Source organism: Marinobacter pelagius, from assembly GCF_003315345.1.
GTDB classification, from domain to species: domain Bacteria; phylum Pseudomonadota; class Gammaproteobacteria; order Pseudomonadales; family Oleiphilaceae; genus Marinobacter; species Marinobacter pelagius_A.
The window spans coordinates 1-26768 of sequence record NZ_QNRO01000033.1; the positions used below are offsets into that span (position 1 = coordinate 1).

At 60.2% G+C, this 26768-nt stretch carries 21 protein-coding genes; 14 read left to right on the forward strand and 7 right to left on the reverse strand.

All coding sequences use genetic code 11. The annotated features are described in order from the left end of the window. Nucleotides 1-315: 315 nt before the first annotated feature. From DET50_RS18535 to urtA, 6 genes are all read right to left on the reverse strand, one after another. Nucleotides 316-1839, reverse strand: a complete 1524-nt coding sequence (locus tag DET50_RS18535; RefSeq protein ID WP_113864197.1) for a COG3904 family protein — start codon at nucleotides 1837-1839, stop codon at nucleotides 316-318. A gap of 387 nt (nucleotides 1840-2226) precedes the next feature. Beyond that, nucleotides 2227-2925, reverse strand: coding sequence for an urea ABC transporter ATP-binding subunit UrtE (urtE, locus tag DET50_RS18540; RefSeq protein ID WP_113864198.1), 699 nt, complete (start codon nucleotides 2923-2925; stop codon nucleotides 2227-2229). Then, on the reverse strand, nucleotides 2925-3749 hold the full coding sequence (gene urtD / locus DET50_RS18545; RefSeq protein ID WP_113864199.1) for an urea ABC transporter ATP-binding protein UrtD: 825 nt from the start codon (nucleotides 3747-3749) through the stop codon (nucleotides 2925-2927). The genes urtE and urtD overlap by 1 nt, the downstream gene beginning before the upstream one ends. Beyond that, nucleotides 3746-4867, reverse strand: coding sequence for an urea ABC transporter permease subunit UrtC (gene urtC, locus DET50_RS18550; protein WP_113864200.1), 1122 nt, complete (start codon nucleotides 4865-4867; stop codon nucleotides 3746-3748). Before urtC ends, urtD begins: the two co-directional genes overlap by 4 nt. A gap of 190 nt (nucleotides 4868-5057) precedes the next feature. Next, nucleotides 5058-6662 (reverse strand): urea ABC transporter permease subunit UrtB, encoded by a 1605-nt coding sequence (gene urtB / locus DET50_RS18555; protein WP_113864201.1) that lies wholly within the window; start codon nucleotides 6660-6662, stop codon nucleotides 5058-5060. An 88-nt stretch (nucleotides 6663-6750) separates the two neighbouring features. Beyond that, entirely contained in the window at nucleotides 6751-8049 is a 1299-nt protein-coding gene (urtA, locus tag DET50_RS18560) for an urea ABC transporter substrate-binding protein (RefSeq protein ID WP_113864202.1), read from the reverse strand. Between the two features lie 346 nt (nucleotides 8050-8395). Between urtA and atzF the strand changes: the two genes are divergently transcribed. The 10 genes from atzF to DET50_RS18620 all read left to right on the forward strand — a co-directional run bounded on the left by atzF (nucleotide 8396) and on the right by DET50_RS18620 (nucleotide 20368). Continuing rightward, entirely contained in the window at nucleotides 8396-10225 is a 1830-nt protein-coding gene (gene atzF, locus DET50_RS18565; RefSeq protein WP_113864203.1) for an allophanate hydrolase, read from the forward strand. A 280-nt stretch (nucleotides 10226-10505) separates the two neighbouring features. Beyond that, a complete protein-coding gene (uca, locus tag DET50_RS18570) occupies nucleotides 10506-14138 on the forward strand; it encodes an urea carboxylase (RefSeq protein ID WP_113864204.1) in 3633 nt (1210 codons plus the stop codon). Further along, on the forward strand, nucleotides 14138-14860 hold the full coding sequence (locus DET50_RS18575; protein WP_113864205.1) for a GntR family transcriptional regulator: 723 nt from the start codon (nucleotides 14138-14140) through the stop codon (nucleotides 14858-14860). The genes uca and DET50_RS18575 overlap by 1 nt, the downstream gene beginning before the upstream one ends. A 712-nt stretch (nucleotides 14861-15572) precedes the next feature. After that, nucleotides 15573-15842, forward strand: a complete 270-nt coding sequence (locus tag DET50_RS18590; RefSeq protein ID WP_113864208.1) for a ComEA family DNA-binding protein — start codon at nucleotides 15573-15575, stop codon at nucleotides 15840-15842. A gap of 99 nt (nucleotides 15843-15941) precedes the next feature. After that, nucleotides 15942-16193: a type II toxin-antitoxin system Phd/YefM family antitoxin gene (locus DET50_RS18595; protein ID WP_113864209.1), complete on the forward strand. Its 252-nt coding sequence runs from the start codon at nucleotides 15942-15944 to the stop codon at nucleotides 16191-16193. After that, nucleotides 16183-16470, forward strand: coding sequence for a type II toxin-antitoxin system RelE family toxin (locus tag DET50_RS18600; protein WP_113864210.1), 288 nt, complete (start codon nucleotides 16183-16185; stop codon nucleotides 16468-16470). Before DET50_RS18595 ends, DET50_RS18600 begins: the two co-directional genes overlap by 11 nt. An 82-nt stretch (nucleotides 16471-16552) precedes the next feature. Further along, nucleotides 16553-17332 carry a (Fe-S)-binding protein gene (locus DET50_RS18605; RefSeq protein ID WP_113864211.1) on the forward strand — a complete coding sequence of 260 codons (780 nt, stop codon included), beginning with the start codon at nucleotides 16553-16555 and terminating at the stop codon, nucleotides 17330-17332. Continuing rightward, entirely contained in the window at nucleotides 17329-18768 is a 1440-nt protein-coding gene (locus DET50_RS18610; RefSeq protein WP_113864212.1) for a LutB/LldF family L-lactate oxidation iron-sulfur protein, read from the forward strand. Before DET50_RS18605 ends, DET50_RS18610 begins: the two co-directional genes overlap by 4 nt. Continuing rightward, nucleotides 18765-19418: a LutC/YkgG family protein gene (locus DET50_RS18615; protein WP_113864213.1), complete on the forward strand. Its 654-nt coding sequence runs from the start codon at nucleotides 18765-18767 to the stop codon at nucleotides 19416-19418. The genes DET50_RS18610 and DET50_RS18615 overlap by 4 nt, the downstream gene beginning before the upstream one ends. Beyond that, nucleotides 19415-20368 (forward strand): DMT family transporter, encoded by a 954-nt coding sequence (locus tag DET50_RS18620; RefSeq protein WP_113864214.1) that lies wholly within the window; start codon nucleotides 19415-19417, stop codon nucleotides 20366-20368. The genes DET50_RS18615 and DET50_RS18620 overlap by 4 nt, the downstream gene beginning before the upstream one ends. Before the next feature lie 12 nt (nucleotides 20369-20380). Here the strand turns inward: DET50_RS18620 and gloA are convergent, their stop codons facing one another. Then, the gene (gene gloA / locus DET50_RS18625) at nucleotides 20381-20929 is read right to left on the reverse strand and encodes a lactoylglutathione lyase (protein ID WP_113864215.1); all 549 of its coding nucleotides are present in this window, start codon (nucleotides 20927-20929) and stop codon (nucleotides 20381-20383) included. Nucleotides 20930-21224: 295 nt separating this feature from the next. Between gloA and DET50_RS18630 the strand changes: the two genes are divergently transcribed. From DET50_RS18630 to DET50_RS18645, 4 genes are all read left to right on the forward strand, one after another. Beyond that, nucleotides 21225-22193, forward strand: a complete 969-nt coding sequence (locus tag DET50_RS18630; protein ID WP_181800022.1) for a DUF6160 family protein — start codon at nucleotides 21225-21227, stop codon at nucleotides 22191-22193. Between the two features lie 65 nt (nucleotides 22194-22258). After that, the gene (locus DET50_RS18635) at nucleotides 22259-23317 is read left to right on the forward strand and encodes a lysylphosphatidylglycerol synthase transmembrane domain-containing protein (protein ID WP_113864217.1); all 1059 of its coding nucleotides are present in this window, start codon (nucleotides 22259-22261) and stop codon (nucleotides 23315-23317) included. Then, the gene (locus tag DET50_RS18640) at nucleotides 23314-25575 is read left to right on the forward strand and encodes a glycosyltransferase (RefSeq protein ID WP_113864218.1); all 2262 of its coding nucleotides are present in this window, start codon (nucleotides 23314-23316) and stop codon (nucleotides 25573-25575) included. The genes DET50_RS18635 and DET50_RS18640 overlap by 4 nt, the downstream gene beginning before the upstream one ends. A gap of 196 nt (nucleotides 25576-25771) precedes the next feature. Next, nucleotides 25772-26767 carry a YbgA family protein gene (locus tag DET50_RS18645; RefSeq protein WP_113864219.1) on the forward strand — a complete coding sequence of 332 codons (996 nt, stop codon included), beginning with the start codon at nucleotides 25772-25774 and terminating at the stop codon, nucleotides 26765-26767. The last annotated feature ends 1 nt before the right edge of the window (nucleotide 26768 follow it).

Sequence of the window (26768 nt, forward strand, 5' to 3'; positions counted from 1 at the left end):
AGTGTTGGTTTTTTGTGTAGGAGCTTGAAATCATAACACTTTCAGCCGCTTCTTCCTTCCTTACGCTACCTTCTCATGAGAAATCCGGGCTAGAGGAAACCCCTACCTCGAATGTTCGCTTTTGTTTAGTCGCGTGGGATGCGGGACGGTCGCAAAGCGAGCGTCCAGAGTGACCACAATGCCGCCATTCACGCATATCACCTTCATAAATCCATCGATTGGAGGCAGAAAGGGAAGCTCTGATGACGGATCAAACATAAACACGCGATCTTTTGCTGCGCTGCCCCCCCCCCTCGTGTGATCAGGGCTTTTTATTTATAAGGGGGTGTATACCCAGCGTAAAGCGTTCGCAGCAACGGATCTTTCTTCTTGAAGAATGATCTCGTAAAAGGAGATGAAAGCGTTACAGGCTTGGCGATAGTCATCGCTGTTTGAGAGTCCCTGCGCATTTAAAAGCTCAAGCCGATCGCCCATTTGATTTCTTACTTTAGCCAGTAGCTCTTCAGCCTCCTGCTCGCCAACAACCGGAGTTGTGGCTGCTTCATATCGCTCGCGAATAACTTTCCCCAAAGCATTCAGCATTGGTCGCATTTCATCCTTCGATAGGTGCGCAGTAATGTCCAACGTTCCGAATTGCTCTGGAAGAATGTGTTTTAGGCAGTATACGGGCTCAATATCCCTGAGCGTTTTCATTGAGCTCACTATCTGCTCGGTAAATTCTATAACGGCTTCATCGCTGGTTCTGGGTAGTGATTTGGTTGCAATCAGCTCACCATAACTGCCAAGTCTTGCCTGAATTTCGACAATCGAACCTCCGTCTTTCAAGGCTTGCTCGGTCTCTGTCAGGATGGCCCCATAAATTTCAGGTTCATACTCTTTTATGACATCCAATGCAGGAACACTCTGCATCATCGAATCAACACGACCACGATCAGCAGAAGCATAATTGATCGGCCTGAGTGTCGACGGCTCAATCACACCGTGAATCACGCCTGCTTCTTTCATCTCTGGAATTGTTGGGTACCACATGTCACTGCTTTCAGCATCAAACAGCCGATTCAGGAAGCTTTCACTGATCCCCTTTTCCCGGAATAGGGCAAGGTCAAGCTCTTGCTCCACCATCATGCTCATCGGCTGATCCTCCTCCCATTCCGCAGGGGAGTACTGGTGAAATCCCAAGTTGGCACCACTCGCCAGGTAGCGTTTTTTGCCCGATATGAACGCTGTTCCACAAGCTGAGTTACAGCCTTTGATCGTGTATGTGTTCAGACCATTTTCTAGGATGATCTCGGAAAACTTTCGACCCTCGTAAATCCTGCCGCCAATACTGTCGAGAATAATGCCTTCCACATTGGGATGCCTGGCAATGGTCTTTTCGATGTCTTCTGAGGCGCCAAAACCCATTCCACCGGTAAAGTGGATAACTCTCCCGTCATCGACCACTTCGATGCTGTAGTTGCTGAATTCATCTTGGATCGTCGCCAATTCATACAGGTTCTTGTAGCCTGGAAGTTCACTTGTCACATTACCGAAAGTCGACAAAACACCGATAGTAATCATGACTTTGGCTGCCATTGCCCAGCCGCCTTTCTTTGTTCTCCCTACGTGATTGTCGGCCGCACGCCAGGCGCCAATGATCTGCCATGGGTAAATAACGGCAAGAGAGACCGCCACAAATATCAGAATCGCCCTTGCTTGAGAGACCGGGCTTTCGATAAGCGTTGGTTGTGAGAGCACAATATCGATTGCCCTCAGTACAAAGCCGAGTAATACCAGGTTCACCCAGAATGAAACTGCTAGTGAGAATTCGCCGTTCCAGTGCTTTTTGATGTAAGACAATTTGCTTTCCTTTTCTAGTTTCTATCCAAATGCAGGCGTTTACTCACTGACCTGCTCTCCTCTGCCTTAAACGTCTTCCACCGAGTAATGTTCATTACTGACCCTGTACCGGTGTCACAGTATGAAAAATCCAGCCTCAAGGAAAGCGAGTGCGTTTTATTGAATTTTGGGGACTGGTGCGGGTCGGCGCGAATGTTCGCTTTTGTTTATTACCGAACTTCCGAGGGAGGTCGGGCGCTGTTAGCTTTTACCAATATGACCTGTTCCAACTCAATTTAGTTTTCTCCGAAGGCCCAAAACCTAAAACTCCGTGCCTAGCATCGCTCGGCACGGAGTTATCAAGGGTAGGTCTGAAGGGCCTCACAGAGCGGGAGGATATCCGAGCGACTATACCGTCAGGTGCTTCCTGATCAGTTCATCAGTCAATCCAGAAATCTCACCCTCAGCAACCCTTCTCCCCCGATCCAAAATCGCAAACCGATCCGCATACTTCCGCGCAAACGGCAACTTCTGCTCCACCAGCAACACCGTCAGCCCATCCTCCTCAATGAGCTTACGAATAACCTCCCCAATTTGCGCCACAATATTCGGCTGAATCCCCTCCCCCGGCTCATCCAGTATCAGCAGCCGGGGCTCAATCACCAACGCCCGCCCAATCGCCAGCTGCTGTTGCTGTCCGCCAGAAAGGTCACCCCCTCGCCGGTGCCGCATTTCCTTCAACACCGGAAACAACTCGTACACCCGCTCGGGGATTTTCTTGCTGCCATCGGCCCGCACCGCCAGACCGGTGCGCAGGTTTTCCTCCACGGTCAGCAGCGGAAAGATCTGCCGGCCCTGGGGCACGTAGCCGATGCCGAGGCGGGAGCGGTCTTCGATTTTCTTTCTGGTCAGTTCCACGTCCCGGGCGAATTCGATGGAGCCGCTCTTGGCGGTTTCCTCGCCCATGATGCATTTCATCAGGGTGGTCTTGCCCACGCCGTTACGGCCCATTACACAGGTGCACTGGCCCTGGGGCACGTCCAGGTCCAGATCCCAGAGGGTGTGGCTTTCGCCGTAGTAGTGGTTGAGTTGGTTGATCTTGAGCATCAGGCGTCTTCCCCCAGGTAAACCTTGATCACTTCCGGGTCGTTGGAGACCTGGTCCATGGTGCCTTCGGCCAGCACGCTGCCCTGGTGCAGCACAGTGACCTGGCGGGCGATGGAGCGCACGAAGCCCATGTCGTGTTCCACCACCACAACGGACTGTTTTCCGGCGAGGCTGGTGAGCAGTTCGGCGGTGCGATCCATTTCCTGTTCGGTCATGCCGGCCACGGGTTCGTCCACCAGCAGCAGGCGGGGCTTCTGCATCAGCAGCATGCCGATTTCCAGCCACTGTTTCTGGCCGTGGGAGAGGATGCCGGCGAGGCGATCGCGCAGGTCCTTGAGACCGATGAGTTCGAGCACTTCGTCGATGCGGTCCCGGTATTCGGCTTTCATGATGGCGGTGAGCGTCGGGAAGATGCGCTTGTCCGCCGCCATGGCCAGTTCCAGGTTCGCGAACACGGTGAGCGCTTCGAACACGGTGGGTTTCTGGAACTTGCGGCCGATGCCGAGGGTGGCGATGTCCGGCTCGTTCATGGTGAGCAGGTTGTGGCGGCTGCCGAACCACACGGAGCCGGTGTCCGGGCGGGTCTTGCCGGTGATGATGTCCATCATGGTGGTCTTGCCCGCGCCGTTGGGGCCGATGATGCAGCGCAGTTCGCCGTCGTCGATGGTGAGGTTGAGGTTGTTGATGGCCCTGAAGCCGTCAAAGCTCACGCTCACATCTTCCAGGTACAGGATCGGGCCGTGGCGCACGTCCACCGGGGACTGTACCGGGGCCAGGAATTCGAACACGTGCTCCCGGTCGGTCAGTTGCTCGAAGATGCTCATGCCGTGGCCTCCTGTGCGGGGGTGGGTTCCGTGGTTTCAGCCTTCCTGCGCTTCTGCAGCAGGCCGGCGATGCCCTTGGGCAGGAACACGGTCACCAGCACGAACAGGCCGCCGAGGGCGAACAGCCAGGCGTCCGGCATGATGCCGGTGAACACGGTCTTGGCGTAGTTCACCAGAATGGCACCGATCACGGCGCCGTAGAGGGTGGCGCGGCCACCGAGGGCCACCCACACCACGATCTCGATGGAGAACAGCGGCGAGAATTCACTGGGGTTGATGATGCCCACCTGGGGCACGTACAGCGCGCCGGCTACGCCCGCCAGCATGGCGGAGACCACGAACACGAACAGCTGCACCCGTTCCACCCGGTAGCCCAGGAAGCGGGTGCGGGCCTCGGCGTCCCGGCAGGCCACGCTCACACGGCCGAGCTTGCTGGTGACGATGCCGCGGCAGATCACGTAGCCGACGGCCAGGGCGATGCCGGTGGCGATGAAAAGGCCGAGGCGGGTGGCGTCGGTGCGCAGGTCAAAGCCGAGGATATCCTTGAAGTCGGTCAGGCCGTTGTTGCCGCCAAAGCCCATCTCGTTGCGGAAGAAGGCCAGCATCAGGGCAAAGGTGAGCGCCTGGGTGATGATGGAGAGGTACACCCCGGTCACCCGTGAGCGGAAAGCCAGGAAGCCGAACACCAGAGCCAGCAGGCCCGGGGCCAGCAGCACCATGATGAAGGCGAACCAGGCCATGTCGAAGCCGTGCCAGTACCAGGGCAACTCCTGCCAGTTCAGGAACACCATGAAGTCCGGCAGGATCGGATCGCCATAGGTGCCGCGATCGCCGATCTGGCGCATCAGGTACATGCCCATGGCGTAGCCGCCGAGGGCGAAGAAGGCGCCGTGGCCGAGGCTGAGGATACCGAGGTAGCCCCACACCAGATCCACCGCCACCGCCAGCAAGGCGTAGCACAGGTACTTACCCAGCAGGGTGACGGTGTAGGAGCTGACGTACAAGGCGCTGTCTTCCGGCATGAACAGGTGCAGCGCGCTGACCACCACCAGGGCGGCGAAGAGCACGCCCAGAAAAACTTGAGTGGATCGTTCCTGCAAGGGTCTTGTTAACCACATATGGTGTCCCTTCTAGCTAATTATTTGATTCACTGAGCCTCTGAACGCCTTGAGAGCAAGGCGCAGTGGCGAAGGTTTGGTGGTTCCAAATCGAGGCGCTGCAACGCGGCTATCAAGGCGTTCAGAGGCTCCCGAAGGGCGTGGCGCTTGCGCCACGCAGTGGATTAAAGAATTGGCTAGACGGGACACCCTAGCCCTCCGCTGCCCGGCCTTTCTGGGGAAAGAGTCCCCGAGGCCGTTTCTGAATGAACAGGATGATGAACACCAGCACCAGGATCTTGGCCAGCACGGCGCCCGCCCAGGGTTCCAGCAGCTGGTTGATGGTGCCGAGGGAGAGGCCCGCCAGCAGGGTGCCCCAGAGGTTACCCACGCCGCCGAACACCACCACCATGAACGAATCGATGATGTAGTTCTGGCCCAGGTTCGGGCCCACGTTGGTGATCTGGGAGAGCGCGACACCGGCGAGCCCGGCGACGCCTGAACCCAGGCCGAAGGTGAGGATGTCCACCTTGGTGGCCTTGATGCCCATGGAGCGGGCCATGGCCCGGTTCTGGGTCACGGCGCGCACTTCCAGGCCCAGGCGGGTCTTGCGCATGATCAGCATGAGGCCGGCGAACACCACCAGGGCGAAGCCGATCACGTACATCCGGTTAAGCGTGAGGGACAGCGCCTCGTTGATCATCACCGAACCGCTCATCCAGTCCGGGGTGATGACGGTGCGGTTGAGGGGTGAAATTACGGTGCGCACCAGCTGCTGCAGGATCAGGCTCACCCCGAACGTGGCCAGCAGGGTTTCCAGCGGTCGGCCCTTGAGGTGCTGGATCACGGTGCGTTCGATGGCGATGCCCGCCAGCGCTGCCACCAGGAAACCGGCGGGGATGGACAGGACCAGCGCCAGGCCCGGCTGGCCCGGCAGCAGCTGCTGCATGCCCCAGGTGGTGTAGGCGCCGAGCATGATCAGTTCGCCGTGGGCCATGTTGATCACGCCCATCACGCCGAAGGTGATGGCCAGGCCGATGGCGGCCAGCACCAGCACCGAGCCGAGGGAGAGCCCGAAGTAGAGGGTCTCGGCGGCGCGGTTGAGTTTGAGTTTCTGTTCGATGCTTTCCAGGGCCTTGTTGGCGGCCGCGGCCAGGGCCGGGTCGTCACTGCGGGCGGCGTTCTGCAGGGCCGCGCGGGCTTCGGAATTGAGGCTGCCGGAGAGCACAGCCACGGCGCTGGCGTCGCCCTGCTCTTCCACACGGTAGATGGCCAGCGCTTCGGTGAGCGCCAGCTGGACGTCGGAGGCAGTTTCCGCCTCGATCAGGTCCGGTAACTGTTGGGCCAGGCCGTCGTCCACATTCCCCTTCAGGGCTCGGGCGGCGGTCAGGCGGCTGTTTTCATCGGGGCTTTTCAGGTCGATGACGGAGAGGATGCTTTCCAGCTCGTTGCGCAGGCTATTGTTCACGCGGATGGTGTCGATGTCCCGCCGGGAGATCTCACCCAGGCTTTCGCCGGTGGTGGCGCTTTCCACGTCCCAGTTGCGGCCCCGGTTGGAGAGCACGATGACGAACTGGCCGGTGGATTCGATGCGGGCGAGCTTGTTGGCGGCAAAGGCTTCCAGCCAGGTGCGGGCGCGTTCGTCGCCAGAGCCGGCGATGCGGTTGACCACGGTTTTCTTTTCCGCGAAGGAGGATTCCGCCAGGGCGGTGAGCAGTTGTTGCGCTTCGGAGTCGTCGACCTGGGCGGTGGCCATGGCGGGCCAGAGCAGCAGGCAGACAAGCAGAAGGCGGCTGAGCGATCCGGTGATGCCCATGTGTTGCATCCTGTCCTGTTGATGGGGTTGAAACCTGGGATGGGCGGGGGCCTGATGCCCCCGCCCCGGACGGTGTTACCCGGTTGGCTTAGTTGGAGGCGACTTCGGCCTTGCCACCGCAGCTGCCGGTGACCACGTTGAAGTTGCCGCACTTCATGGGCTTGCGCCAGTCACTGATCAGGTCCCTGGAACCCGGCAGGAAGTCAGACCAGGCATCGCCGGCCACGGTGGACGGGGTCTCCCAGACCACGGAGAACTGGCCGTTGTCCTGGATCTCGCCGATCAGCACCGGCTTGGTGATGTGGTGGTTCGGCATCATGGTGGCGTAGCCGCCGGTCAGGTTCGGTACAGCCACGCCGATGATGGCGTCCTTCACCGCTTCCACATCGGTGGTGCCGGCCTTCTTGACCGCTTCCACGTACATGTTGAAGCCGATGTAGTGGGCTTCCATCGGGTCGTTGGTGACGGCGGCTTCCTTGCCGGTGTGCTCAACCCAGGCGTCGATGAAGTCGTAGTTGGCGTCGCTGTCCACGCTCATGAAGTAGTTCCAGGCGGCCAGGTGGCCGACCAGTGGGCCGGTGTCGATGCCGGAGAGTTCCTGCTCACCTACGGAGAAGGCGACCACGGGGATATCGGCGGCGTCGATGCCCTGGTTGGCCAGCTCGCGGTAAAACGGTACGTTGGCGTCACCGTTGATGGTGGAGACCACGGCGGTCTTCTTGCCGGCGCTGCCGAATTTCTTGATGTCGGAAACGATGGACTGCCAGTTGGAGTGCCCGAACGGAGTGTAGTTGATCATGATGTCATTGGCGGAGACACCGGCATCCTTGAGGTAGGTCTCCAGGATCTTGTTGGTGGTGCGCGGGTAGACGTAGTCGGTGCCCGCCAGCACCCAGCGCTCGACGCCGATTTCGTTCATCAGGTAATCCACTGCCGGGATCGCCTGCTGGTTGGGCGCAGCGCCGGTGTAGAAGACGTTCTCGGAGGATTCCTCACCCTCGTACTGCACCGGGTAGAACAGCAGGCCGTTCAGCTCTTCCACCACCGGCAGTACCGACTTGCGGGAAACCGAGGTCCAGTTGCCGAAGATGACGTCCACCTTCTCTTTCGCCAGCAGCTCGCGGGCCTTCTCGGCAAACAGCGGCCAGTTGGAGGCGGGGTCGACCACCACCGGCTCAAGCTGGCGACCCAGCACACCGCCCTCGGCGTTCTGCTTTTCGATCAGCATCAGCATGGTGTCCTTGAGGGTCGACTCACTGATGGCCATGGTGCCGGAGAGGGAATGCAGGATGCCCACCTTGATGGGGTCCTCTGCGGCGACTGAATTGAGAGAGACAGAAAGGGCCAATGCGGAGAGACCCAGCTTCACGTGTTTTTTGATGCTCATGTGGTGCGTCCTTTTCATAGTGAGGTTGTGCAGTTCGTCTTAAAACGCACCGGGACCTGTGCATCTGCCGTTCCACATTGCCTTCAAATCCCTATAAAACAGTCACTTAACTAGTATACAAGCCGGACACAGCCAATCCGGCCGTGGTGGACTCCCGGAAAAATGCCGGTTTTTGGCGCTATTTCTGGTGCATTCGCACCGCGATGGCGCAACCCCGAAAATATGACCTTCTTGCACGAATCACTCAAGCAACTGTTTTTATTGGATTTATAAGAAATATCCGCAAATGGCACGGGCATTGCCATTGCTCATGTATACAAGTTGATCACGCACATGAGGATGACCCATGCCTGCAACCCGCGGATGGACCATTAAGGACTGGCAGAACGCCTATAAAGAAGGAGCAGAGCCGGAATCACTGATCGGCGCCCTGCTTGACCGCCTGGATACCAGCGACACCGCCTGGATTTCCTGGCTCAACAACGACGGTTTTGTGCTCGCCATGGCCGAGCTGGCCGACCGGCTGGAAATGGTGGACGGGGATCTCAGTCAGCTTCCGCTTTATGGGGTTCCCTTCGCGGCGAAGGACAACATCGATGCCCGGGGGTTTCAGACCACGGCGGCCTGCCCGGCATTTGCCTATAGCCCGGATGAGGATGCGGCGGTCATCCAGAAACTGAAAGCCGCAGGCGCCGTGCTGATCGGCAAGACCAACCTGGACCAGTTTGCCACCGGGCTGGTAGGCACCCGTTCGCCCTATGGCGCCGTGCCCAATGCCTTTAACCGGGAGGTGGTCAGTGGCGGTTCCAGTTCCGGCTCGGCGTCCGTCGTGGCCCGGGGGCTGGTGCCTTTCTCTCTGGGTACGGATACCGCCGGCTCCGGTCGTGTGCCGGCCGGGCTGAACAACCTGGTGGGGCTGAAGCCGACCAAGGGACTGTTCAGCATCAAGGGCGTGGTGCCGGCGTGCCGCTCCATCGACTGTGTCTCCATTTTTGCGCTGACGGTTAACGATGCCTCGGTCGTGTCCGGGGCCATGGCCGGGTTCGAGCCCGCCGATGCGTTCTCCCGCATAGCACCTGGCGCGTTGCCAATGGATGCCGCCGCGATCCGCCGCCCGGGGCCGATCCACCGCATCGCCATTCCCGAGCATCCGCAGTTTTTCGGGGACCAGCAGGCTGAGGCGGCCTGGAATACCGCCATCAGCCAGTGGCGGCAGCAGGATGTGGAGATCGTGGCGCTGGATTTCGGGCCAATGATGGAGCTGGCGGCCCTGCTCTACGAGGGCCCCTGGGTGGCCGAGCGCCATGCGGCGGTGGAATCGTTCATGGCCGAACACGAAGCCGACATGAACGAAGTGGTCGCGGGCATCATCCGGAACGCTGGCAAGTTCAGTGCCACCGACACCTTCAACGCCATCTACCGCAAGGAAGAGCTGATCCGGGAAATCGACGGACTGCTATGGAACATCGACGCCCTGCTGGTGCCCACGGCCCCAACCGCCCCGACCATCGAGGCGGTGAATGCCGATCCGGTGACCCTGAACAGCCAGCTGGGCACCTACACCAACTTCGTCAACTTCGCCGACTTCAGTGCGCTGGCCGTACCCGCCGGGTTCCGGGATGACGGCGTGCCTTTCGGCGTCACCCTCATCAGCGGTGCCTGGAAGGACAAGGAACTGCAGACCCTGGCCAGCCAGTGGCTCAATGCCCATCCGACCGCACTGGGCGCAGTGGATAAGCCGCGCCCCAAGGAAGTGGTTACTCACCAACAGGCTGTTCCCACAATTCAGGTGGCGGTGGTGGGTGCGCACCTGTCCGGCATGCCGCTGAACACCCAGCTGGTCGAACGCCACGCCACGCTGCTGGAGCAGACCACCACCTCCCCCTATTACCGGCTCTATGCCCTGCCCAACACCACGCCCCCCAAGCCCGGGCTGAAACGGGTCGAGACGGAAGGGGCCGAGATCATTGTGGAGGTGTGGGAAATGGCCGCCTCCGAGTTTGGTTCCTTTGTGGATCTGATTCCAGCGCCGCTGGGGATTGGCAACGTCGAGCTTGCCGATGGACGGTGGGTGAACGGGTTTGTTTGTGAGGAGTATGGGTTTGAGGGGGCTCGCGACGTGACCGAATTCGGCGGGTGGCGGGCATTTGTTAAGGCCGCGAGTGAGGGTGGATGACGGTGAAGGTGGGGTCAGATGAAGGCTTTCATCAGACCCCGGGGGAGCAACGAACCCCAGAGTGTGGCTGTGAAGTTGGGGTCAGAAGAAGGCTTTCTTCAGACCCCGTTTTCGGAGCCAGCCAAGCGCCAGGGGTCTGATGAACTTGTTCATCTGACCCCATGTTCGCCACTCCACCACCAGCCAACCATCAAGCACGAAAGATAAAAGATAAAAAAGGGGTCAGAAGAAGGCTTTCTTCAGACCCCGGAGCTAACCGCTTACACGGAGATTCCACACCATGTTTTCCAAAGTTCTGATTGCCAACCGCGGCGAGATCGCCGTTCGCTCCATTCGCACTCTCAAGGCCATGGGCGTGGCCAGTGTGGCGGTGCATTCCCATGAGGACCGCCACAGCCTGCATGTGACCAGCGCCGATGAGGCGGTGGCGTTGTCGGGCAATGGTGCCAGCGAGACTTACCTGGACAAGGCCCAGATCCTGGCGGCGGCGAAGCAGACCGGTGCCGAGGCGATCATTCCGGGTTACGGGTTCCTCTCCGAGAACGCGGACTTTGCCGAGACCTGCGAGGCGGAGGGCATCGTGTTCATCGGCCCGACGCCGGAGCAGATGCGGGAGTTCGGTCTCAAGCACCGGGCGCGGGAGCTGGCACAAGCCGCCGGAGTGCCATTGGCGCCGGGCAGCGGCCTGCTGGATAGTCTGGAGGAAGCCCTGCAGACCGCTGACAACCTCGGCTACCCGGTGATGCTGAAGAGCACCGCCGGCGGGGGCGGCATCGGTCTGACCCGCTGTGAGAATCCGACCGACCTGGAAGTTGCCTTCGAGTCCGTCCAGCGCCTGGGCAAGAGTTTCTTCAACGACAGCGGCGTGTTCCTGGAGCGCTTCATCGCCCGGGCCCGCCACGTGGAGGTGCAGATCTTCGGGGACGGAAAAGGAAACGTGGTCGCCCTGGGCGAGCGGGACTGTTCCCTGCAGAGGCGGAATCAGAAGGTCGTCGAGGAAACCCCGGCCCCCAACCTGCCCGCGGCCACCCGCCAAGCCATGCTGGATGCGGCGGTCTCCCTCGGCCAGTCCGTCAATTACCGCTCCGCCGGCACAGTGGAATACATCTATGACGCCGACCGGGACGAATTCTACTTCCTCGAGGTGAACACCCGCCTGCAGGTGGAGCATCCGGTCACCGAATCCGTCACCGGCCTGGACCTGATCGAATGGATGCTGAAGATCGCCGCCGGTGAAAGCCCGGATCTGGCCAGCTTTGAACTGGCCCTGAATGGCGCTTCCATGGAGGTGCGCATCTACGCCGAAGACCCGCTCAAGGACTTCCAGCCCTCCCCCGGCGAGCTCACCGATGTCTCCTGGCCGGAAGACGGCGTGCGCGTAGATACCTGGGTGGAAAACGGCAGTGAAGTCTCGGCCCATTATGATCCGATGATCGCCAAGCTGATCGTACACGGAAAAGACCGGGACGACGCGCTGGCGAAACTGCGGGCCGCCCTGGCCGAGACCCGCCTGATGGGCATTGCCACCAATCTGGATTACCTGCGCCAGGTGGTCGCCCAGAAGAGTTTCGAAGACGGCATCGTCTCCACCCGGGCCCTGGAGAGCTTCGAGTTCAAACCTTCCGTGGCCGAGGTGGTCAAGCCGGGCACCTACACCACGGTGCAGGATTATCCGGGCCGTGTGGGTTACTGGAACATCGGCGTACCGCCCAGTGGTCCCATGGACGATTACGCCTTCCGCATCGCCAACCGCATCGTTGGCAACCATAACGATGCGGCCGGACTGGAAGCCACCCTGATCGGTCCCAGCCTGAAGTTCCACAAGGACTCGGTAGTCGCGCTCACCGGTGCCCTCACCGATGCCACCCTCGACGACAAGCCCGTGGAGTTCTGGAAACCGATCCACGTGAAGGCCGGCCAGACCCTCGCCGTCGGCAAAGCCATCAAAGGTTGCCGCACCTACCTGGCGGTGCGCGGCGGCTTCGACGTGCCGGTGTATCTGGGCAGCCGTTCCACCTTCGCCCTCGGCCAGTTCGGTGGTCACGGTGGCCGGCCCCTGCGCCCGGGCGATATGCTGGGCATCAGCCAGATCGAACTGCCGGCCTGCACCACGCCGGGACCGACCCACGATCCGGCTCCGGCCGATCCGGACCTGGTCCCGGTCTACCCGGACCACTGGGAGATCGGCGTGCTTTATGGCCCCCACGGCGCCCCGGATTTCTTCACCGAAAAGTCCATCGAGAAGTTCTTCGAGCAGGACTGGGAGGTGCACTACAACTCCAACCGTCTGGGTATCCGCCTGAACGGCCCGAAGCCGGAATTCACCCGGGAGGACGGCGGCGAGGCCGGCCTGCACCCGTCCAACATCCACGATTGCGAATATGCCATCGGCTCCATCAACTTCACCGGGGACATGCCGGTGATCCTGACCAAGGATGGCCCCAGCCTCGGTGGCTTCGTCTGCCCGGTGACCATTGCCAAGGCGGAGCTGTGGAAGGTGGGCCAGGTGAAGCCCGGCGACACCATCCGCTTTGTACCCATCGACTATGACACCGCAGTGAGCCTGTCCGAGCGGCAGGAGCTGGCGATCAAGAGCCTGATGGCGCCGCCGACGGTGGATCTGGTGGCACCGGAGCTGGCCCCGATCAACGATCTCTCCGCCACCATCCTTGCGCATCTGGACGAGACCGGGGGCCGGCCGGAGGTGACCTATCGCCAGGCCGGTGACCAGTACATCCTGCTGGAATACGGCCCCAACGTGATGGACCTGGGCGTGCGCATGCGCATCCATGCCCTGATGGAGGCGATTGCCGATGTGCAGCCCAAGGGCTTGCTGGAACTGTCGCCGGGCGTGCGTTCACTGCAGCTGCGGTACGACTCGCGCATCCTGCCGCAGCAATCGCTGATGGAATACCTGCTCGATCTGGAGGGCACCCTGCCGCCCACGGACGAGCTCAAGGTGCGCAGCCGGGTCATCCATCTGCCCATGGCCTTCGAGGACAGCGCCACCCTGGAGGCCGTGGACAAGTACCGCCAGTCGGTGCGCGACACCGCGCCGTGGCTGCCCAACAACGTGGACTTCATGCAGCGCATCAACGGCCTGCCCAGCCGGGAGGACGTCCGCGATGTGCTGTTCTCGGCGCGCTACCTGGTGCTGGGCCTCGGGGATGTCTACCTCGGTGCCCCGTGCGCCGTCCCGCTGGACCCGAGGCACCGCCTGCTCACCTCCAAGTACAACCCGGCGCGGACCTACACCGCCGAAGGCACCGTGGGTATCGGCGGCGTGTACATGTGTATCTACGGCATGGACTCCCCCGGTGGCTACCAACTGGTGGGGCGCACCCTGCCGATCTGGAACAAGTACCTGAAGAATCCACAGTTCGCCGAAGGTGCGCCCTGGCTGCTGAGGTTCTTCGATCAGGTCTGCTACTACCCGGTGACCGAAGACGAGCTGACCGAAATGCGGGACCAGTTCCGGGCCGGCAAGCTGACCATCAAAATTGAGGAAGAAACCTTCGATCTGAAATCCCACCAGGCTTTCCTGGATGCCAATGCCGATTCCATTGCGGAGTTCCGGAACATGCAGAAGGCGGCGTATGCTAAGGAAGTGGCGCTGTGGAAGGAAAGCGAGGCGGAGGAGCTGGACCGGCTGGCGAAGGAGCCTCCAAAGGCCAACGCGTCCGATCTGGAGCGGTTCGGTGAGCTGGTGAGCGCCGAGATCGCCGGCAATATCTGGAAGTGCCTGGTGAAACCCGGCGATACCGTGGCCGAGGGTGATCCGCTGATGATCGTCGAGGCCATGAAGATGGAATTCGAGGTGAATGCGACACTGGCCGGGAAGATCAGTGCCATGCATGTGGAACCGGGCAAGGCGGTCACGCCGGGAGAACCCCTGTTGAGTATCAAAATCTGATGGCAACAAACGGCAAACGCAAAGAGTCCATGGCGGACAGGGTCTACGAGGCCCTGAAGGATGACATCTTCGAGTTCCGGCTGATCCCCGGAGACAAGTTCAGCGAGGGGGATGTCGGCACGCGCCTGAACGCCAGCCGGACGCCGGTGCGGGAGGCCCTGTACCGGTTGCAGCGGGAAGGCTACGTGGAAGTGCTGTTCCGCAGCGGCTGGCAGGTAAAGCCGTTTGATTTCCAGCAGGTCGAGGAATTGTATGACCTGCGGATTACCCTGGAACGGGCCGCCATGCACAAGATCTGCGCCCTGCCCGAGGAGCCGCAGACCATCCGGACCCTGATCGCGATCTGGAATCCGGACCACCCCTCCGAGCGGGCCGTGGGCAGCACCGTGCGGGCGCTGGATGAGAGTTTTCACTGCGACCTGGTGGCCGCGGCCGGGAACCGGGAAATGACCCGGATTCATCGGGAGATCACCGACCGGCTGCGGATTATCCGGCGGCTGGATTTCACCAGGGATGATCGGGTGGATGCGACCTATGTGGAGCATTCGCAGATTCTGGAGGCCTTGCGCGCCGGCCAGGCAACCGATGCCGCCGACCGCCTGACCCGGCATATCCGGGCCAGTCAGAAGGCGGTGCGGGAGATTACCATGGAGCGGATTCGCGAGGCCGCCGAGGCGCATCGGCGGGTGGCTGAGGGTGAAGGTGAAGTTGGGGTCAGATGAAAGCTTTCATCTGACCCCGGAGGCGGAGCCGACCTTGGGGTAGCAGGCCGGCTTCAGGGTGACCTCTAAGATGGGGTCAGAAGAAAGCCTTCTTCTGACCCCGGAGGCGCAGCCGACCTCGGGGTGGCTGGCCGGTTTCGGGGTGACCGCTAAGATGGGGTCAGATGAAGGCTTTCATCTGACCCCGGGGGCGGGGCGGACCTTGGGGTGGCATGTCCCTTCGGGTTGGCGGCCAGGCTGGGGTCTGAAGAACGCCTTCTTCTGACCCCGTTTTCATTCTTTCCCCTGGTTATGCGGCTTACACCGTCGTAGGAAATATCGCACACACCGCAGAGCGAATCTCCGATTTTGCTACAGACCATCCTCGATACAATAGGAATTGTCAGGGATGACAGCCGGCAAGGATCGTTGGCTCAAGGATGGAAACTCCACGGATCAGGAGTTACCCGAAGGATCGGGACTACAGGGATGAACACAAGGATGAAGCGCTCAGGATGATGCGCAGCCTGATGGATCAGGCAGGGGTCAGCCACGGATATTGGGTCCACAGGGAGCGTGGCCCAGTCCGTGCACTTCCATTTGCGGAAAACCTTCCTTCCAATCATCACCTCCGAATCTTTTCCACGCATCTCAATACGAGCCTGCGCCTGTGCGGCATGACGTCCTGGCAAAAAACCATAACGACGTTATTCAATCTCAGGAGTATGCTCACATGAAAAGAACCCCGATTATCGCCACCCTGGTACTGCTGTTCAGCCTGTTCACCGGCTTCGCCCACGCCCAGGATGCCACTGTGAACATCAACACCGCAGACGTAGCCACCCTGGCAAGTCTCAACGGCATCGGCGAAAGCAAGGCGCAAGCCATTATCGAGTACCGCGAGGCCAATGGCCCCTTTGGCTCCACCACCGACCTTTCCAACGTCAAAGGCATTGGTGCACGGACTGTGGAAAAGAACGCAGATCGCCTCAGCGTAAAGTAAGATTCAACGAGGGTGGCGCAAGCCACCCCGTCACTATCGGCAATTGGCAAAGAATGGTCTAAAATGAGATCTTATTTTGCTTCACATTTGAGGTCTTTTATGCGCAAAGTACTTGCCGATTGCTCAGCCAGCATTTCCGAACTGAAGCGCAACCCTACAGCCCTGTTGGCGGAATCTGATGGGGCTCCTATCGCTATCCTTAACCACAACAAGCCCGCAGCGTATTTGGTTCCAGCGGAAACCTACGAGTGGATAATGGAAATGATCGACGACCAGGAGCTAAGCCAAATCGTCGAGAAGCGCCGTCACGACAAACACAAGGCTGTCAGCGTCAATCTGGATGACTTATAAACTTAAATTTCTGCCAGTTGCACTGAAGGAGTGGAAAAAACTTCCGCCACCAATAAAGCAACAATTCAAGAAAAAACTGTCTGAACGTCTTGAGAATCCTCACGTGCCCTCAGCCCGTCTCCGTGGCTACCACAACGTCTATAAGATAAAACTTCGGAATGCCGGCTATCGCCTCGCCTACGAGGTGGTCGATGAGGAACTGATTGTTTATGTCCTGGTCGTGGGCAAACGCGAGAAATTAAAGGTCTATCAAAAGTTATCCAACAGAAGCCGCTGAACCTAAAGTCGTTTGGCAACCACCGCTCCCCCACCCTATTATTGTTGTATAACAACAATCCCATACCCGGAGCGGGGCATTAATGTCTGATCCCATCAAGGTTTATCCGTCCAAGCCTCAGAAGGTCTATTATTTCGGCACCTGCCTGGTAGACATGTTCTACCCGGATGCAGGTATTGCCGGGGTGGAACTGCTGGAGCGCGAGGGCATCGAGGTTATTTTTCCCCAGAGTCAGACTTGCTGTGGCCAGCCGGCCTACACCTCCGGTTATCATGACGAGGCACGCTCGGTAGCGAGGGCTCAGCTGGACCTGTTTCCCGAGGACTGGCCGATTGTGGTGCCGTCCGGCTCCTGCGGCGGCATGATGCGCAAGCATTATCCTTCGCTGTTCAAGGACACGCCCGAAGCCACCCAGGCCGCCGAAATCGCCGGGCGGGTCTGGGAGCTGACGGATTTTCTGCTGAATGTCTGCCACATCAAGCTGGAGGATCTGGGCGAGCCGGTCACGGTCGCCATGCATACTTCCTGTTCTGCGCGCCGGGAGATGGGCGTTGCCGAGGTCGGTCCGGCCCTGCTTGGCCAGCTGAAGAACGTGAACCTTGTGGAGCAGATCCGTCCGGAAGAATGCTGCGGCTTTGGGGGTACCTTTGCGGTTCGTCACCCGGAAATCTCCGGCGCCATGGTTGAGGAAAAGGTGGGCACTCTGGTCGATACCGGCGCCCGGGAGTTTGTCACCACCGACTGCGGCTGCCTGATGAACATTGCCGGCTACGCCGAGAAGAACGGCAAGCCCCTAGGGGGACAGCACATTCTCAGCTTCCTGTGGGAGCGCACCCGCGGAAACCAGGGAGGCCAGTCATGAGCGAGACCATTGCCAAAGCCCACCCTCACGTCGATGTGAAGGAATTCCATCCCCGGGCGCACGCGGCCATCCACAATCCCAAGATCCGCCAGAACTTCCGGAAAGCGATGGATGGCCTGATGGCCAAGCGCACGGCAGCGTTCGAAGGCTGGGATCTGGAAACCCTGCGGGATCTGGGCGCCAACATCCGCATGAAAGCCCTGTCCAATCTGCCGGACCTGCTGGAGCAGCTGGAACAGAAGCTGACCGAGAACGGCATCAAGGTGCACTGGGCAGTGGACGGTGACGAGGCCTGCCGCATTGTGCGGGATATCTGCGTGGCCCGGGACGCCAAGACGGTGATCAAGGGCAAGTCCATGGTGTCCGAGGAGATGGAGCTGAACCATTACCTCCAGGACCAGGGCATCGAGGCGCTGGAATCGGATCTCGGTGAGTACATCGTCCAGCTCGCAGATGAGACGCCCTCGCATATCATCATGCCGGCGATCCACAAGAACACCGGGGAAATCTCCGAGCTGATGCACGAGAAAACCGGTACCGACCTGTCCAATGACGTCGAATACCTGACCGCCTCAGCCCGCCAGCAGCTTCGGGAGAAGTTCATGAACGCGGACGTCGGCGTTTCCGGCGTCAACTTTGCGGTGGCGGAGACCGGCACCCTGTGCCTGGTGGAAAACGAGGGCAATGGCCGAATGACCACCACGGTGCCGCCCTGCCACATTGCGGTCACCGGCATCGAGAAGGTGGTGCCGAGCCTGGAGGATGTCTCCGCCCTGCTGGCGTTGCTGACCCGTTCCGCCACCGGCCAGCACATCACCACCTACTTCAATATGATCTCGAGCCCCCGCAAGGGCGAGGAGCTGGATGGGCCCGAAGAGGTTCATGTGGTGCTGGTGGATAACGGCCGCTCCTCCATCTACCAGGACGACGAGCTGCTCGATACCCTGCGCTGCATCCGCTGCGGCGCCTGCATGAACCACTGCCCGGTCTACACCCGGGTCGGCGGCCACACCTATGGCACGACCTACCCCGGCCCCATCGGCAAGATTCTGATGCCGCACCTGATCGGCCTGGACGAGGGCCGGCACCTGCCCACCGCCTCCAGCCTGTGCGGCGCCTGTGGCGAGGTCTGCCCGGTGAAGATTCCCATTCCGGACCTGCTGGTGCGCCTGCGCCAGGAGTCTGTGGACGGCGACCGACTCCACCCGGCCAAAGTCCGGGGCCATGGCGCCAAGCGCAGCACCAGCGAAGCCCTGGTCTGGAAAGGCTGGGCCTGGATGCACGCCAGCCCCGGGATCTACCGGCTGGGCACCGGAGTCGCCGCCAAATTCCGGGCCCTGCAGCCCTCGAAGGCCGGCGCCTGGACCGATTACCGCACCGCCCCGAAGCTTGCGGCAAAAACCCTGCACCAGCGGATGAAGGAGCGTGGCCAGTGAGTTCCCGAAACATCATTCTCCAGCGTCTGCGCAACCGCACCGGTGGCGAGCTGACAGCTCCCGAGTGCGATTTCTCGGTGCTGAAGCGCCCGGACTGGAGTACCGCCGAGCGGATCGAACGGTTCGAGAAAATGATCGAATCGGTCCATGGCGAAGTGCATCACTGCACCGCTGACACCTGGATCGAGCGCCTGGCCGAGGTACTCAACACCCGTGGTGCCCGCAACCTGATGATCCCCAAGCAGCACGCCATCGGACAGGCGATCAAGGCCTCCGAGCGCACGGACCTGCCGGAACTGCTGCTCTACGACGAGCCCATCGAGAGCTGGCAGCCCTACCTGTTCAACGAGGTGGATGCCAGCATCACCTCCACCCGGGGCGGCATTGCCGAAACCGGCTCGCTGATCCTGTGGCCGACGCCGGACGAACCGCGGCTGATGAGCCTGGTTCCGCCGGTGCATATTGCGGTGCTCAACGCCTCCGAAATCTACACCACTTTCCACGAAGCCATGCTTGCCCAGGACTGGGCCTCTGGCATGCCGACCAATGCGCTGTTAATCTCTGGGCCTTCCAAAACCGCGGACATCGAGCAGACCCTGGCTTACGGTGTCCATGGCCCCAAAGAGCTGATTGTACTGGTTATTGAATGATCCAAGGCGCACTGTTGATCGCCCTGGCGGCCTTGCTGTGGGCGACCACAGGCATCGTCGCCAAGTTCCTGTTTACCGGCACCGAGCTGGAACCCATCACCCTGGGCTTTCTCCGGCTGGTGGTGGCGTTGCCGTTTTTCTGGCTGCTGATGCGCCGGGAACAAGGCCAGCTCAAACGCAAACACCCTGATGAGCGGGTGCCCGGGAGCTCCTTGCGACACCTTGGGCTGAAGGCCTTCCTGCCTCTGGCGGCACTCGGCCTGTTCCAGGCGTTCTACCAGGGCAGCTACCTGCTGGCCGTCGATCTGACCGGCGCCGGCATTGCCACCCTGATTGCCCTGTGCCTGCCGCCGGTGCTGGTGGCGATCACCGCCGCGCCCCTGCTCGGCGAGAAGCCCGGCCTGTTAACCATCCTGTCCCTGATTGCGGCTATTGCGGGCACCGCCATGCTGGTGCTGAGCGACATGGACACCAGCGGCACCCTGCGACTGGCTGGCATCCTGATGGCCCTGCTGGCCGCCTGTGTCTACACCGGTTTTACCCTCACCAGCCGGTACAGTTCGGCGGGGACGCCAGTGTTCACTACCGCGTTTATCTGCTTTTTCACTGCCGCGCTGATCCTGTTGCCGGTGGTGGCCGCTACCGGAGGCTTTGCGGGTCTGGATACCCTGGCGTTCAGGCACTGGCTGATGGTGACCTACATTGGCGTGGTGCCCACCTGCATCGGTTATGTGAGCTTTTTCACCGGCATGAAAACCACGCCCGCGACCCTTTCAAGCATCATCGTGACGCTGGAACCGCTGTTCGTGGCCTTGCTGGCCTGGGTATTTTTGGGAGAGGTACTGGGGCCAATCGGCATTACCGGCGCCCTGATCCTGACGGCGGCGGTGATCGTCGCCTCCAGATTTGGCGGGAAACCCGCCGCCGGACAGGCATCCGACGGCGGTTAATCACGGGGACGTTCAGTCGTCCTTCTGCTGCTTGGCGAGCATGTCCGGCTGCAGGATCTCGATCCAGTAGCCGTCCGGGTCCTTGATGAACGCCAGGCCTTTCATCTTGCCGTCGTCCGGCTTCTTCACGAACTCGACACCGAGCTTTTCAAAACGGTCGGAAGCGGCATACACATCCGGTACCGCAATGCCGATGTGACCGAAGCCCTGGGGCTCGTCGTTGCCGTTGTGGTAGGCGAAGTCGTTGTCGTCCTCGGTGCCCCAGTTGTGGGTCAGCTCGAGCATCGCCTCACGGCCAAAGGTATAGGTGGTGCGGTGGGCGTCGTCGCTCGGAACGAACTGGGCCGAGCGGTCATCCAGGTAACCCAGGAAATACAGGGTGAACTTCATCTCCGGGAAATCCAGCTTGCGGATGAGGTGCATACCCAGAACCCGAGTGTAGAAATCCATTGAGCGCTCGGGGTCCTTGATGCGCATCATGGTCTGGTTGAAGACAAAACCTTCCGTCTCGGGAACGGGATCGTCGTACAGGCCAGGGGCCTCTTCGAAATGCTTGGGCATGGTCATTTCCCTTGTCGTTCGGAGAATTCAAACTTTATACCTGCGTGCGTTTCAATCGGATTTCAAGGGGCGAGGGCAGGTCCGGCCCCGGCACGGAACCCGCTATTCGGGATCTGCATCACAGACACACAGTCATACCGGCCCTATTGTAACAGTCTGTAACCAGTGATCGCCGCATTGATTCAGGTGTCCCTGCGGCCCGGATAACAACAAAAATCCGTTGAACGTAATCGGGGCGCTCATGATTCCACCGCTTCTTTCTCCGTTTTCAACGCCGCGCAGGTGCTTCCCCCTTATGGCGCTTGCGATGGCGTTGCCCAGTTCCAGCCTTGCCGAGTTCCGGGCACTGGATGACAGCAGCCTGTCGACCGTGACCGGCCAGGCGGGCGTCACCATCGAGCTCGAAACCCGGCTCACCCTGGACAGCCTGACCTGGACCGATGAAGGTTCGCTCAGCGTTAACGGGCTGCGCCTCTCCGGCCAGAACGACACGGTTCTGGACAACATGAAGCTGACTCTCGATATCGCCGGCGATGGTGAAGTGCTGGAGCATGGGTTTTCCGAGATCGCACGCAGGGCGAACGAAGGGCTGCTGGACGCGAGCGCCCCGGATGTGGCCGAGGCGCTGGCCACCTACTCGGTGAATGGCGAATTCGGCAAGCAGTTCGACAGCGGCGATCTGGTGATTCACCTGGGAGCGATCGATTACGGCGATCCGGCCAGCCTGACGGATTACCTGCAGGCGGTGGATTTCGAACTGGCCGTGGACAGCATCGTGACCTCCGGTACCGAAGGCAGCGCCACGCTGTTCTCGGATGTGTTGCTGCAGGGCTACGTGGGGCCGACGGATCTGGTGATCCGGAATCAGGGCGGCAATACCCGTACCCTGGCCAATGGCAATGTGGTGTCCGGCTCCGAACTGCAACTGGACACCCACTTCGAGATCACCAACGGCCACCTGAACTGGGACGCTGCCGACCTGATTCTGCTGTTCAACTTCGCCGCAGTCGGCATTGAAGGACTGCAGATCCACAATCGGCGCGGGGACGACACTCTGGGGCATTTCGGGATGGCCCACGCCACGGCCAAGCTGTCCCGGGGCACCAGCGCCGCCTCGGGGGTCGACGGGTTGTCGATACATGATGTGGAGTTCCGCGCGGACATCGACATGCCGATCTTCCGGATTGGCGGCACCAGCATCGGCAGTGTCCAGTTCACAGACTTTGCCATCACGGACACCACCCTGATGGTATATGGCCACTAAGGCACCACTGGACAACTACTGGCACTTCCCCTGTAAACTGCCCGTCTCACTCTGACGGGCAGCCCATGACAGACTCAACGGACATCGATTACGAGAGCGGAACCTCCTGGCGAAGACTCGGCATCTTCAGCCTGATCTTTGTCGCCCTGACGGCGGCCGGGCTGTACACGGTCTATCATCAGTTTGCCGACCGCAGCATCACCTTCGACACCCGGCTGATCGCGCCAGAGAACCTGCTGGCCTTCGGCACCCTGCTGCTGGTGTATTTCCTGTCTGACGGGCTGAGGCTCTACTACACGCTACGGGCCCTGGACCACAAACTGCCGTTTCGGTTCATGTTCAAGCTGGTGTTCATCAACCTGTTTTTCTCGAACGTGACCCCGATGGCCACCGGCGGCGGTTTTGCCCAGATCTGGTACCTCACCCGCCACGGCGTTCCCGTGGGGCGGGCCACTGCCGCGACCACCATTCGCACCGTACTGGCAGTGATCTTTATCTTCTCGCTGACCCCGGTTTTCCTGTTTACCCTGAAAGCCCTTGAAAATCACACCATCTCCGGGGAGATCGGCACCGCTCTGGCGGTGTTTATCGCTCTCTACCTGGGTTTCTTTATCGTGCTGCTGTTCCGGACCCGGTGGCTTATCCTGCCCCTGAGCAAACTCATCAGCCTGCTCAGGCGGGCGCACCTGATCGGCGCCCGCCGTCACGATCGCTGGCAGTTCAAATGCCGCCGGGAGATGCTGAGGTTCTCCTTCAGCTTCAACGATTACATCGAGGGACGGCCACTGTTCGTGCTGCTGTCGATATTCTTCACCGCCACCTTCCTGCTGAGTCTGTTCAGCTTTCCGGCCCTGCTGATCTATAGCCTGGGCTACGAGGTGGACTACCTGGTCACGGTCGGGCTGCTCGTGGTTACCACCTTCATCATGTATTTCTCACCCACGCCCGGCGCCTCGGGCATCTCCGAGGGGGTGTTTGGCAGCTTCTTTCGGGATATCCTCTCGGGTAATCACCTGGTACTGGTCACGGTGGGCTGGCGCTTCCTGACCATTTACCTGGGCATGATTATCGGGCTGATCGTGCTCCAGAGGGAACTGACCAAAGACCGCAGGAAATCCGGATGATCTTCCGTAACCCGCTCAAGCTGCTGTTCTACCTGTGCCTGCTGATCGTCATTTTGTTAGTGGGCTACAAGACCTACCTCAACCTGTTCATGCAGGACTTCAGCAGCCTGCACAGCACCCAGGTGGAGCTCATCCACGAGCGGGTGAAACCCGGGGAAGCGGTCAACTTTGCCGTGGTCGGCAACATCAACAACTCCATCGGGATTTTCGAGGAACGGATTATTCCGGAGCTGAACAGCTCCGGGCTGGACTTCATGGTGTCTGCGGGCAACGCGGTCAGTGGTGGGGGCGAAGACAAGTACCGTGCGTTGTATGGCTCCCTCGGCCACCTGAACATTCCATACCTGCTGACCTTTGGCCCCCACGAATACGAGGATTTTGGCAGTTTCCGGTTTTACGACCACTTCGGCCCGCACTTTTACAGTATCCGGGCGGGCAACGCCCGGCTGATCTTTCTGGACAGCACCGGCAAGACCCCCTGGCGCTGGCAGATCCGCTGGCTGAATGATCTGTTAAACCAGGATACCAGCAACGCCCGCATTCTGTTCATCGGCCATCCGCCCCTGGAACCCAAGCAGGACCCCCTGTTCGATCAGGATGAGGACTACCTCCAGCCGGCGGCATTCCGCGAAGCCTTGCTAAAGGAAATTGACGACCACGACATCGGCATGGTGTTCTCCTCCAACGTTTCCCTGTTCTCTGAGCAGGAACGCAACGGCACCCGGTTCATTACCACCGGAGGCGCGGGAGGACTGGTGCTCAACAACGAGACCAGCTTCTATCACTACGTGCGCGTGAATGTGACTGCGGACGGGGAAGTCTCCTACGGGCTGGAGAAGCTCGAAGTAGGCCAGCACCCGGTATGGAAGACCCTGGAGAGCCTGTGGTTCTTCATCTACTCGCTGTTCTACACCGGTTATCTGAACTTCATCCTGATTGTTGCGGTGTTTGCGGCCATTACCATCAAGCTTTACCAGATCATCTTCATCGGCAAGGACTACTACCCGGACTACGATCTGGACCCGGCCCCGTGGCTGGAAAAACCTCTTCGGATCTCGATGTTCACCAACAACTACCTGCCCTTCATCGGCGGCGTGCCCATCTCCATCGACCGACTCAGGCAGGGGCTGGAGCGGCTCGGTGACAAACTGCTGATTGTGGCCCCGAGCTACAAGGACCAGCCGCAAAACGAGGAGCACGTCCACCGGGTGCCTTCGCTCCTGACCATGGGCAAGAACCGGGAATTCCGCCTGGCCAACATCTTCCAGCCCAGAATCCGGGCCCAGGTAAAGGCCTTCCGGCCGGACATCATCCACGTCCATCACCCGTTCTGGCTCGGCAGCCTGGGCCTGTTCATCGCCCGCACACTCAAGGTTCCGGCGATCTACACCTACCACACGCGGCTGGAGCACTACGCACACTTCGTACCACTGCCCGGCATGCTGTTCCGGAACCTGATCTCTCACGCCCTGATCAAACACTTCGCCAACAAGTGCGACGGCGTCATCGTGCCCACCTACTCCACGGAAGAGTACCTGCGCATGATCGGGGTAAAGACCCCCACCTTCGTGCAGCCGACAGGAATTGAATACCAGAAGTTCCAGGACGTGAACCGGGCGGACGTAGACAAGCTACGACAGGAACTCGGAATCACCGACGAGAAAATTTTCGTCAGCGTCTCGCGCCTGTCCAACGAAAAAAACATCGACTTCATGATCGAGGCCATCGACGCCCTGCGCCAACAGACCGACGTACCCTTCCGATTCCTGATGATCGGTGACGGCCACCAGAGGGACCGATTGCAGAAGAAAATCGAATCCCTCGGCCTGCAGCAACACTTCACACTGGTAGGCGCGGTGCCCCCCGATGAGATGGCCCTGTGGTACCACCTGGGCGACGCCTTCCTGTTCGCCTCCAAATCCGAAACCCAGGGCATGGTCATCCTGGAAGCCATGGCCGCCGGCCTTCCGGTGGTCGCCGTCCGCTCCAGCGGGATCGACGATGTGGTTCGGCACGGATTCAACGGCTTCAAGACGCCGGAAAAGCAGGACCAGTGGGTTGAGATGGTGAAGGAGCTTTTGGAAGACGATGACCTACGCGGAACGCTTTCAAACAACGCTCTGGAGTTCGCGGCCGATTTCTCGGTGGAGCAATTCGCCAAGGATGTCCGAAACATCTACGCCAGCACGTTGGCCCTGGTGGATAAAAAACGTCATCAGCACCCGATCAGCGGATTACCAAAGTCCGGGGCGCCCTAGACCGCATGGCCTGCCAGAATCGTGCGGAGCCAGGGATGGCGGAGCCGAGCTTACAGGGATGTATTCACAGCGTATTCTGGCAGGCCATGTGGGCTAGGGTGACTTCCTCCGAAGTTGAGGAGTTTCGAGAGTGCGATGATCGAGCTGGACTGAAATCACGTATTACAAGTGACGTTTTAACAACCGGAGACAACACGTGAGCGGCATCCCCGTCGGAATCAGCACCTGCCTGCTCGGCAAAGAAGTCCGCCATGACGGCGGCCACAAACACTCCCGCTACTGTACCCAGGTACTGTCCAAGCATTTCGAATTCCGGTCCATCTGCCCCGAACTCGAAGCCGGCCTCGGCGTCCCCCGCCCGGCCATCCATTTGCGGGAATACCCCGATGGCATCCGCCTGATCGAGACCAAAGGCACCGCCGACCACACCGATGAAATGAACGCCTTCATCGACCGCATTATGCCCACCCTCTCGGACCTTCGCGGTTACATCCTCATGGCCAAGTCCCCCAGCTGCGGCATGGAACGCATCAAAGTACACAACGAGGAAGGCCGGGTAACCCGCCGGGACGGCCGGGGCCTGTTTGCTGAAGCCCTGATACGTGCCTACCCGCTGATGCCGGTGGAGGAAGAAGGCCGGCTGAACGACGACATGCTGCGCGAGAACTTCATCGAACGGGTCTTCGCCTACGACGACTGGATGCAGAATGTGGACGGCGACAAGCTGAGCGCCCAGGCGCTGATCGAATTCCATACCCGGCACAAATTCCAGCTGCTGGCCCACTCGGAAAAGATCTACCGCCAGCTCGGCCCGCTGCTCAGCGACCTGAAATCCGAGCCGCTGGAGAACATTGCGGACCGGTACATCCACCTGTTCATGGAAGCCATGAGCCAGAAAGTCAGCCGCGGCTCCCACATGAACGCCATGATGCACCTGCTGGGCTACCTCAAGGACTCCATGCATGCGGAGGACAAGAAGGTCTTGCTGGAGCAGATGGAGGCTTATCGCCGGGGTGAAGTGCCGCTGGTGGTGCCCATGACCCTGCTGCGCATGGCCCAGCGCCGGGAGCCGGTGGATTATCTGCATGTGCAGAAGTATTTGGGGTATACGGATTTAATGGTTGATGGGGCACCTTCACCCCATCAATCTGATACCACCCTCAGATGGTTGATAGATCGACTCCGTAGTTGAG

Bases quoted from the DNA above. Each gene is read 5' to 3' on its own strand.
- DET50_RS18575 (WP_113864205.1), top strand. From the start codon at position 14,138: ATGGCAACAAACGGCAAACGCAAAGAGTCCATGGCGGACAGGGTCTAC.
- uca (WP_113864204.1), top strand. From the start codon at position 10,506: ATGTTTTCCAAAGTTCTGATTGCCAACCGCGGCGAGATCGCCGTTCGC.
- DET50_RS18635 (WP_113864217.1), top strand. From the start codon at position 22,259: ATGACAGACTCAACGGACATCGATTACGAGAGCGGAACCTCCTGGCGA.
- DET50_RS18605 (WP_113864211.1), top strand. From the start codon at position 16,553: ATGTCTGATCCCATCAAGGTTTATCCGTCCAAGCCTCAGAAGGTCTAT.
- DET50_RS18610 (WP_113864212.1), top strand. From the start codon at position 17,329: ATGAGCGAGACCATTGCCAAAGCCCACCCTCACGTCGATGTGAAGGAA.
- DET50_RS18590 (WP_113864208.1), top strand. From the start codon at position 15,573: ATGAAAAGAACCCCGATTATCGCCACCCTGGTACTGCTGTTCAGCCTG.
- DET50_RS18600 (WP_113864210.1), top strand. From the start codon at position 16,183: ATGACTTATAAACTTAAATTTCTGCCAGTTGCACTGAAGGAGTGGAAA.
- DET50_RS18630 (WP_181800022.1), top strand. From the start codon at position 21,225: ATGGCGCTTGCGATGGCGTTGCCCAGTTCCAGCCTTGCCGAGTTCCGG.
- DET50_RS18595 (WP_113864209.1), top strand. From the start codon at position 15,942: ATGCGCAAAGTACTTGCCGATTGCTCAGCCAGCATTTCCGAACTGAAG.
- urtA (WP_113864202.1), bottom strand. From the start codon at position 8,049: ATGAGCATCAAAAAACACGTGAAGCTGGGTCTCTCCGCATTGGCCCTT.
- gloA (WP_113864215.1), bottom strand. From the start codon at position 20,929: ATGCCCAAGCATTTCGAAGAGGCCCCTGGCCTGTACGACGATCCCGTT.
- DET50_RS18640 (WP_113864218.1), top strand. From the start codon at position 23,314: ATGATCTTCCGTAACCCGCTCAAGCTGCTGTTCTACCTGTGCCTGCTG.
- urtB (WP_113864201.1), bottom strand. From the start codon at position 6,662: ATGGGCATCACCGGATCGCTCAGCCGCCTTCTGCTTGTCTGCCTGCTG.
- urtE (WP_113864198.1), bottom strand. From the start codon at position 2,925: ATGCTCAAGATCAACCAACTCAACCACTACTACGGCGAAAGCCACACC.
- urtC (WP_113864200.1), bottom strand. From the start codon at position 4,867: ATGTGGTTAACAAGACCCTTGCAGGAACGATCCACTCAAGTTTTTCTG.
- atzF (WP_113864203.1), top strand. From the start codon at position 8,396: ATGCCTGCAACCCGCGGATGGACCATTAAGGACTGGCAGAACGCCTAT.
- DET50_RS18620 (WP_113864214.1), top strand. From the start codon at position 19,415: ATGATCCAAGGCGCACTGTTGATCGCCCTGGCGGCCTTGCTGTGGGCG.
- urtD (WP_113864199.1), bottom strand. From the start codon at position 3,749: ATGAGCATCTTCGAGCAACTGACCGACCGGGAGCACGTGTTCGAATTC.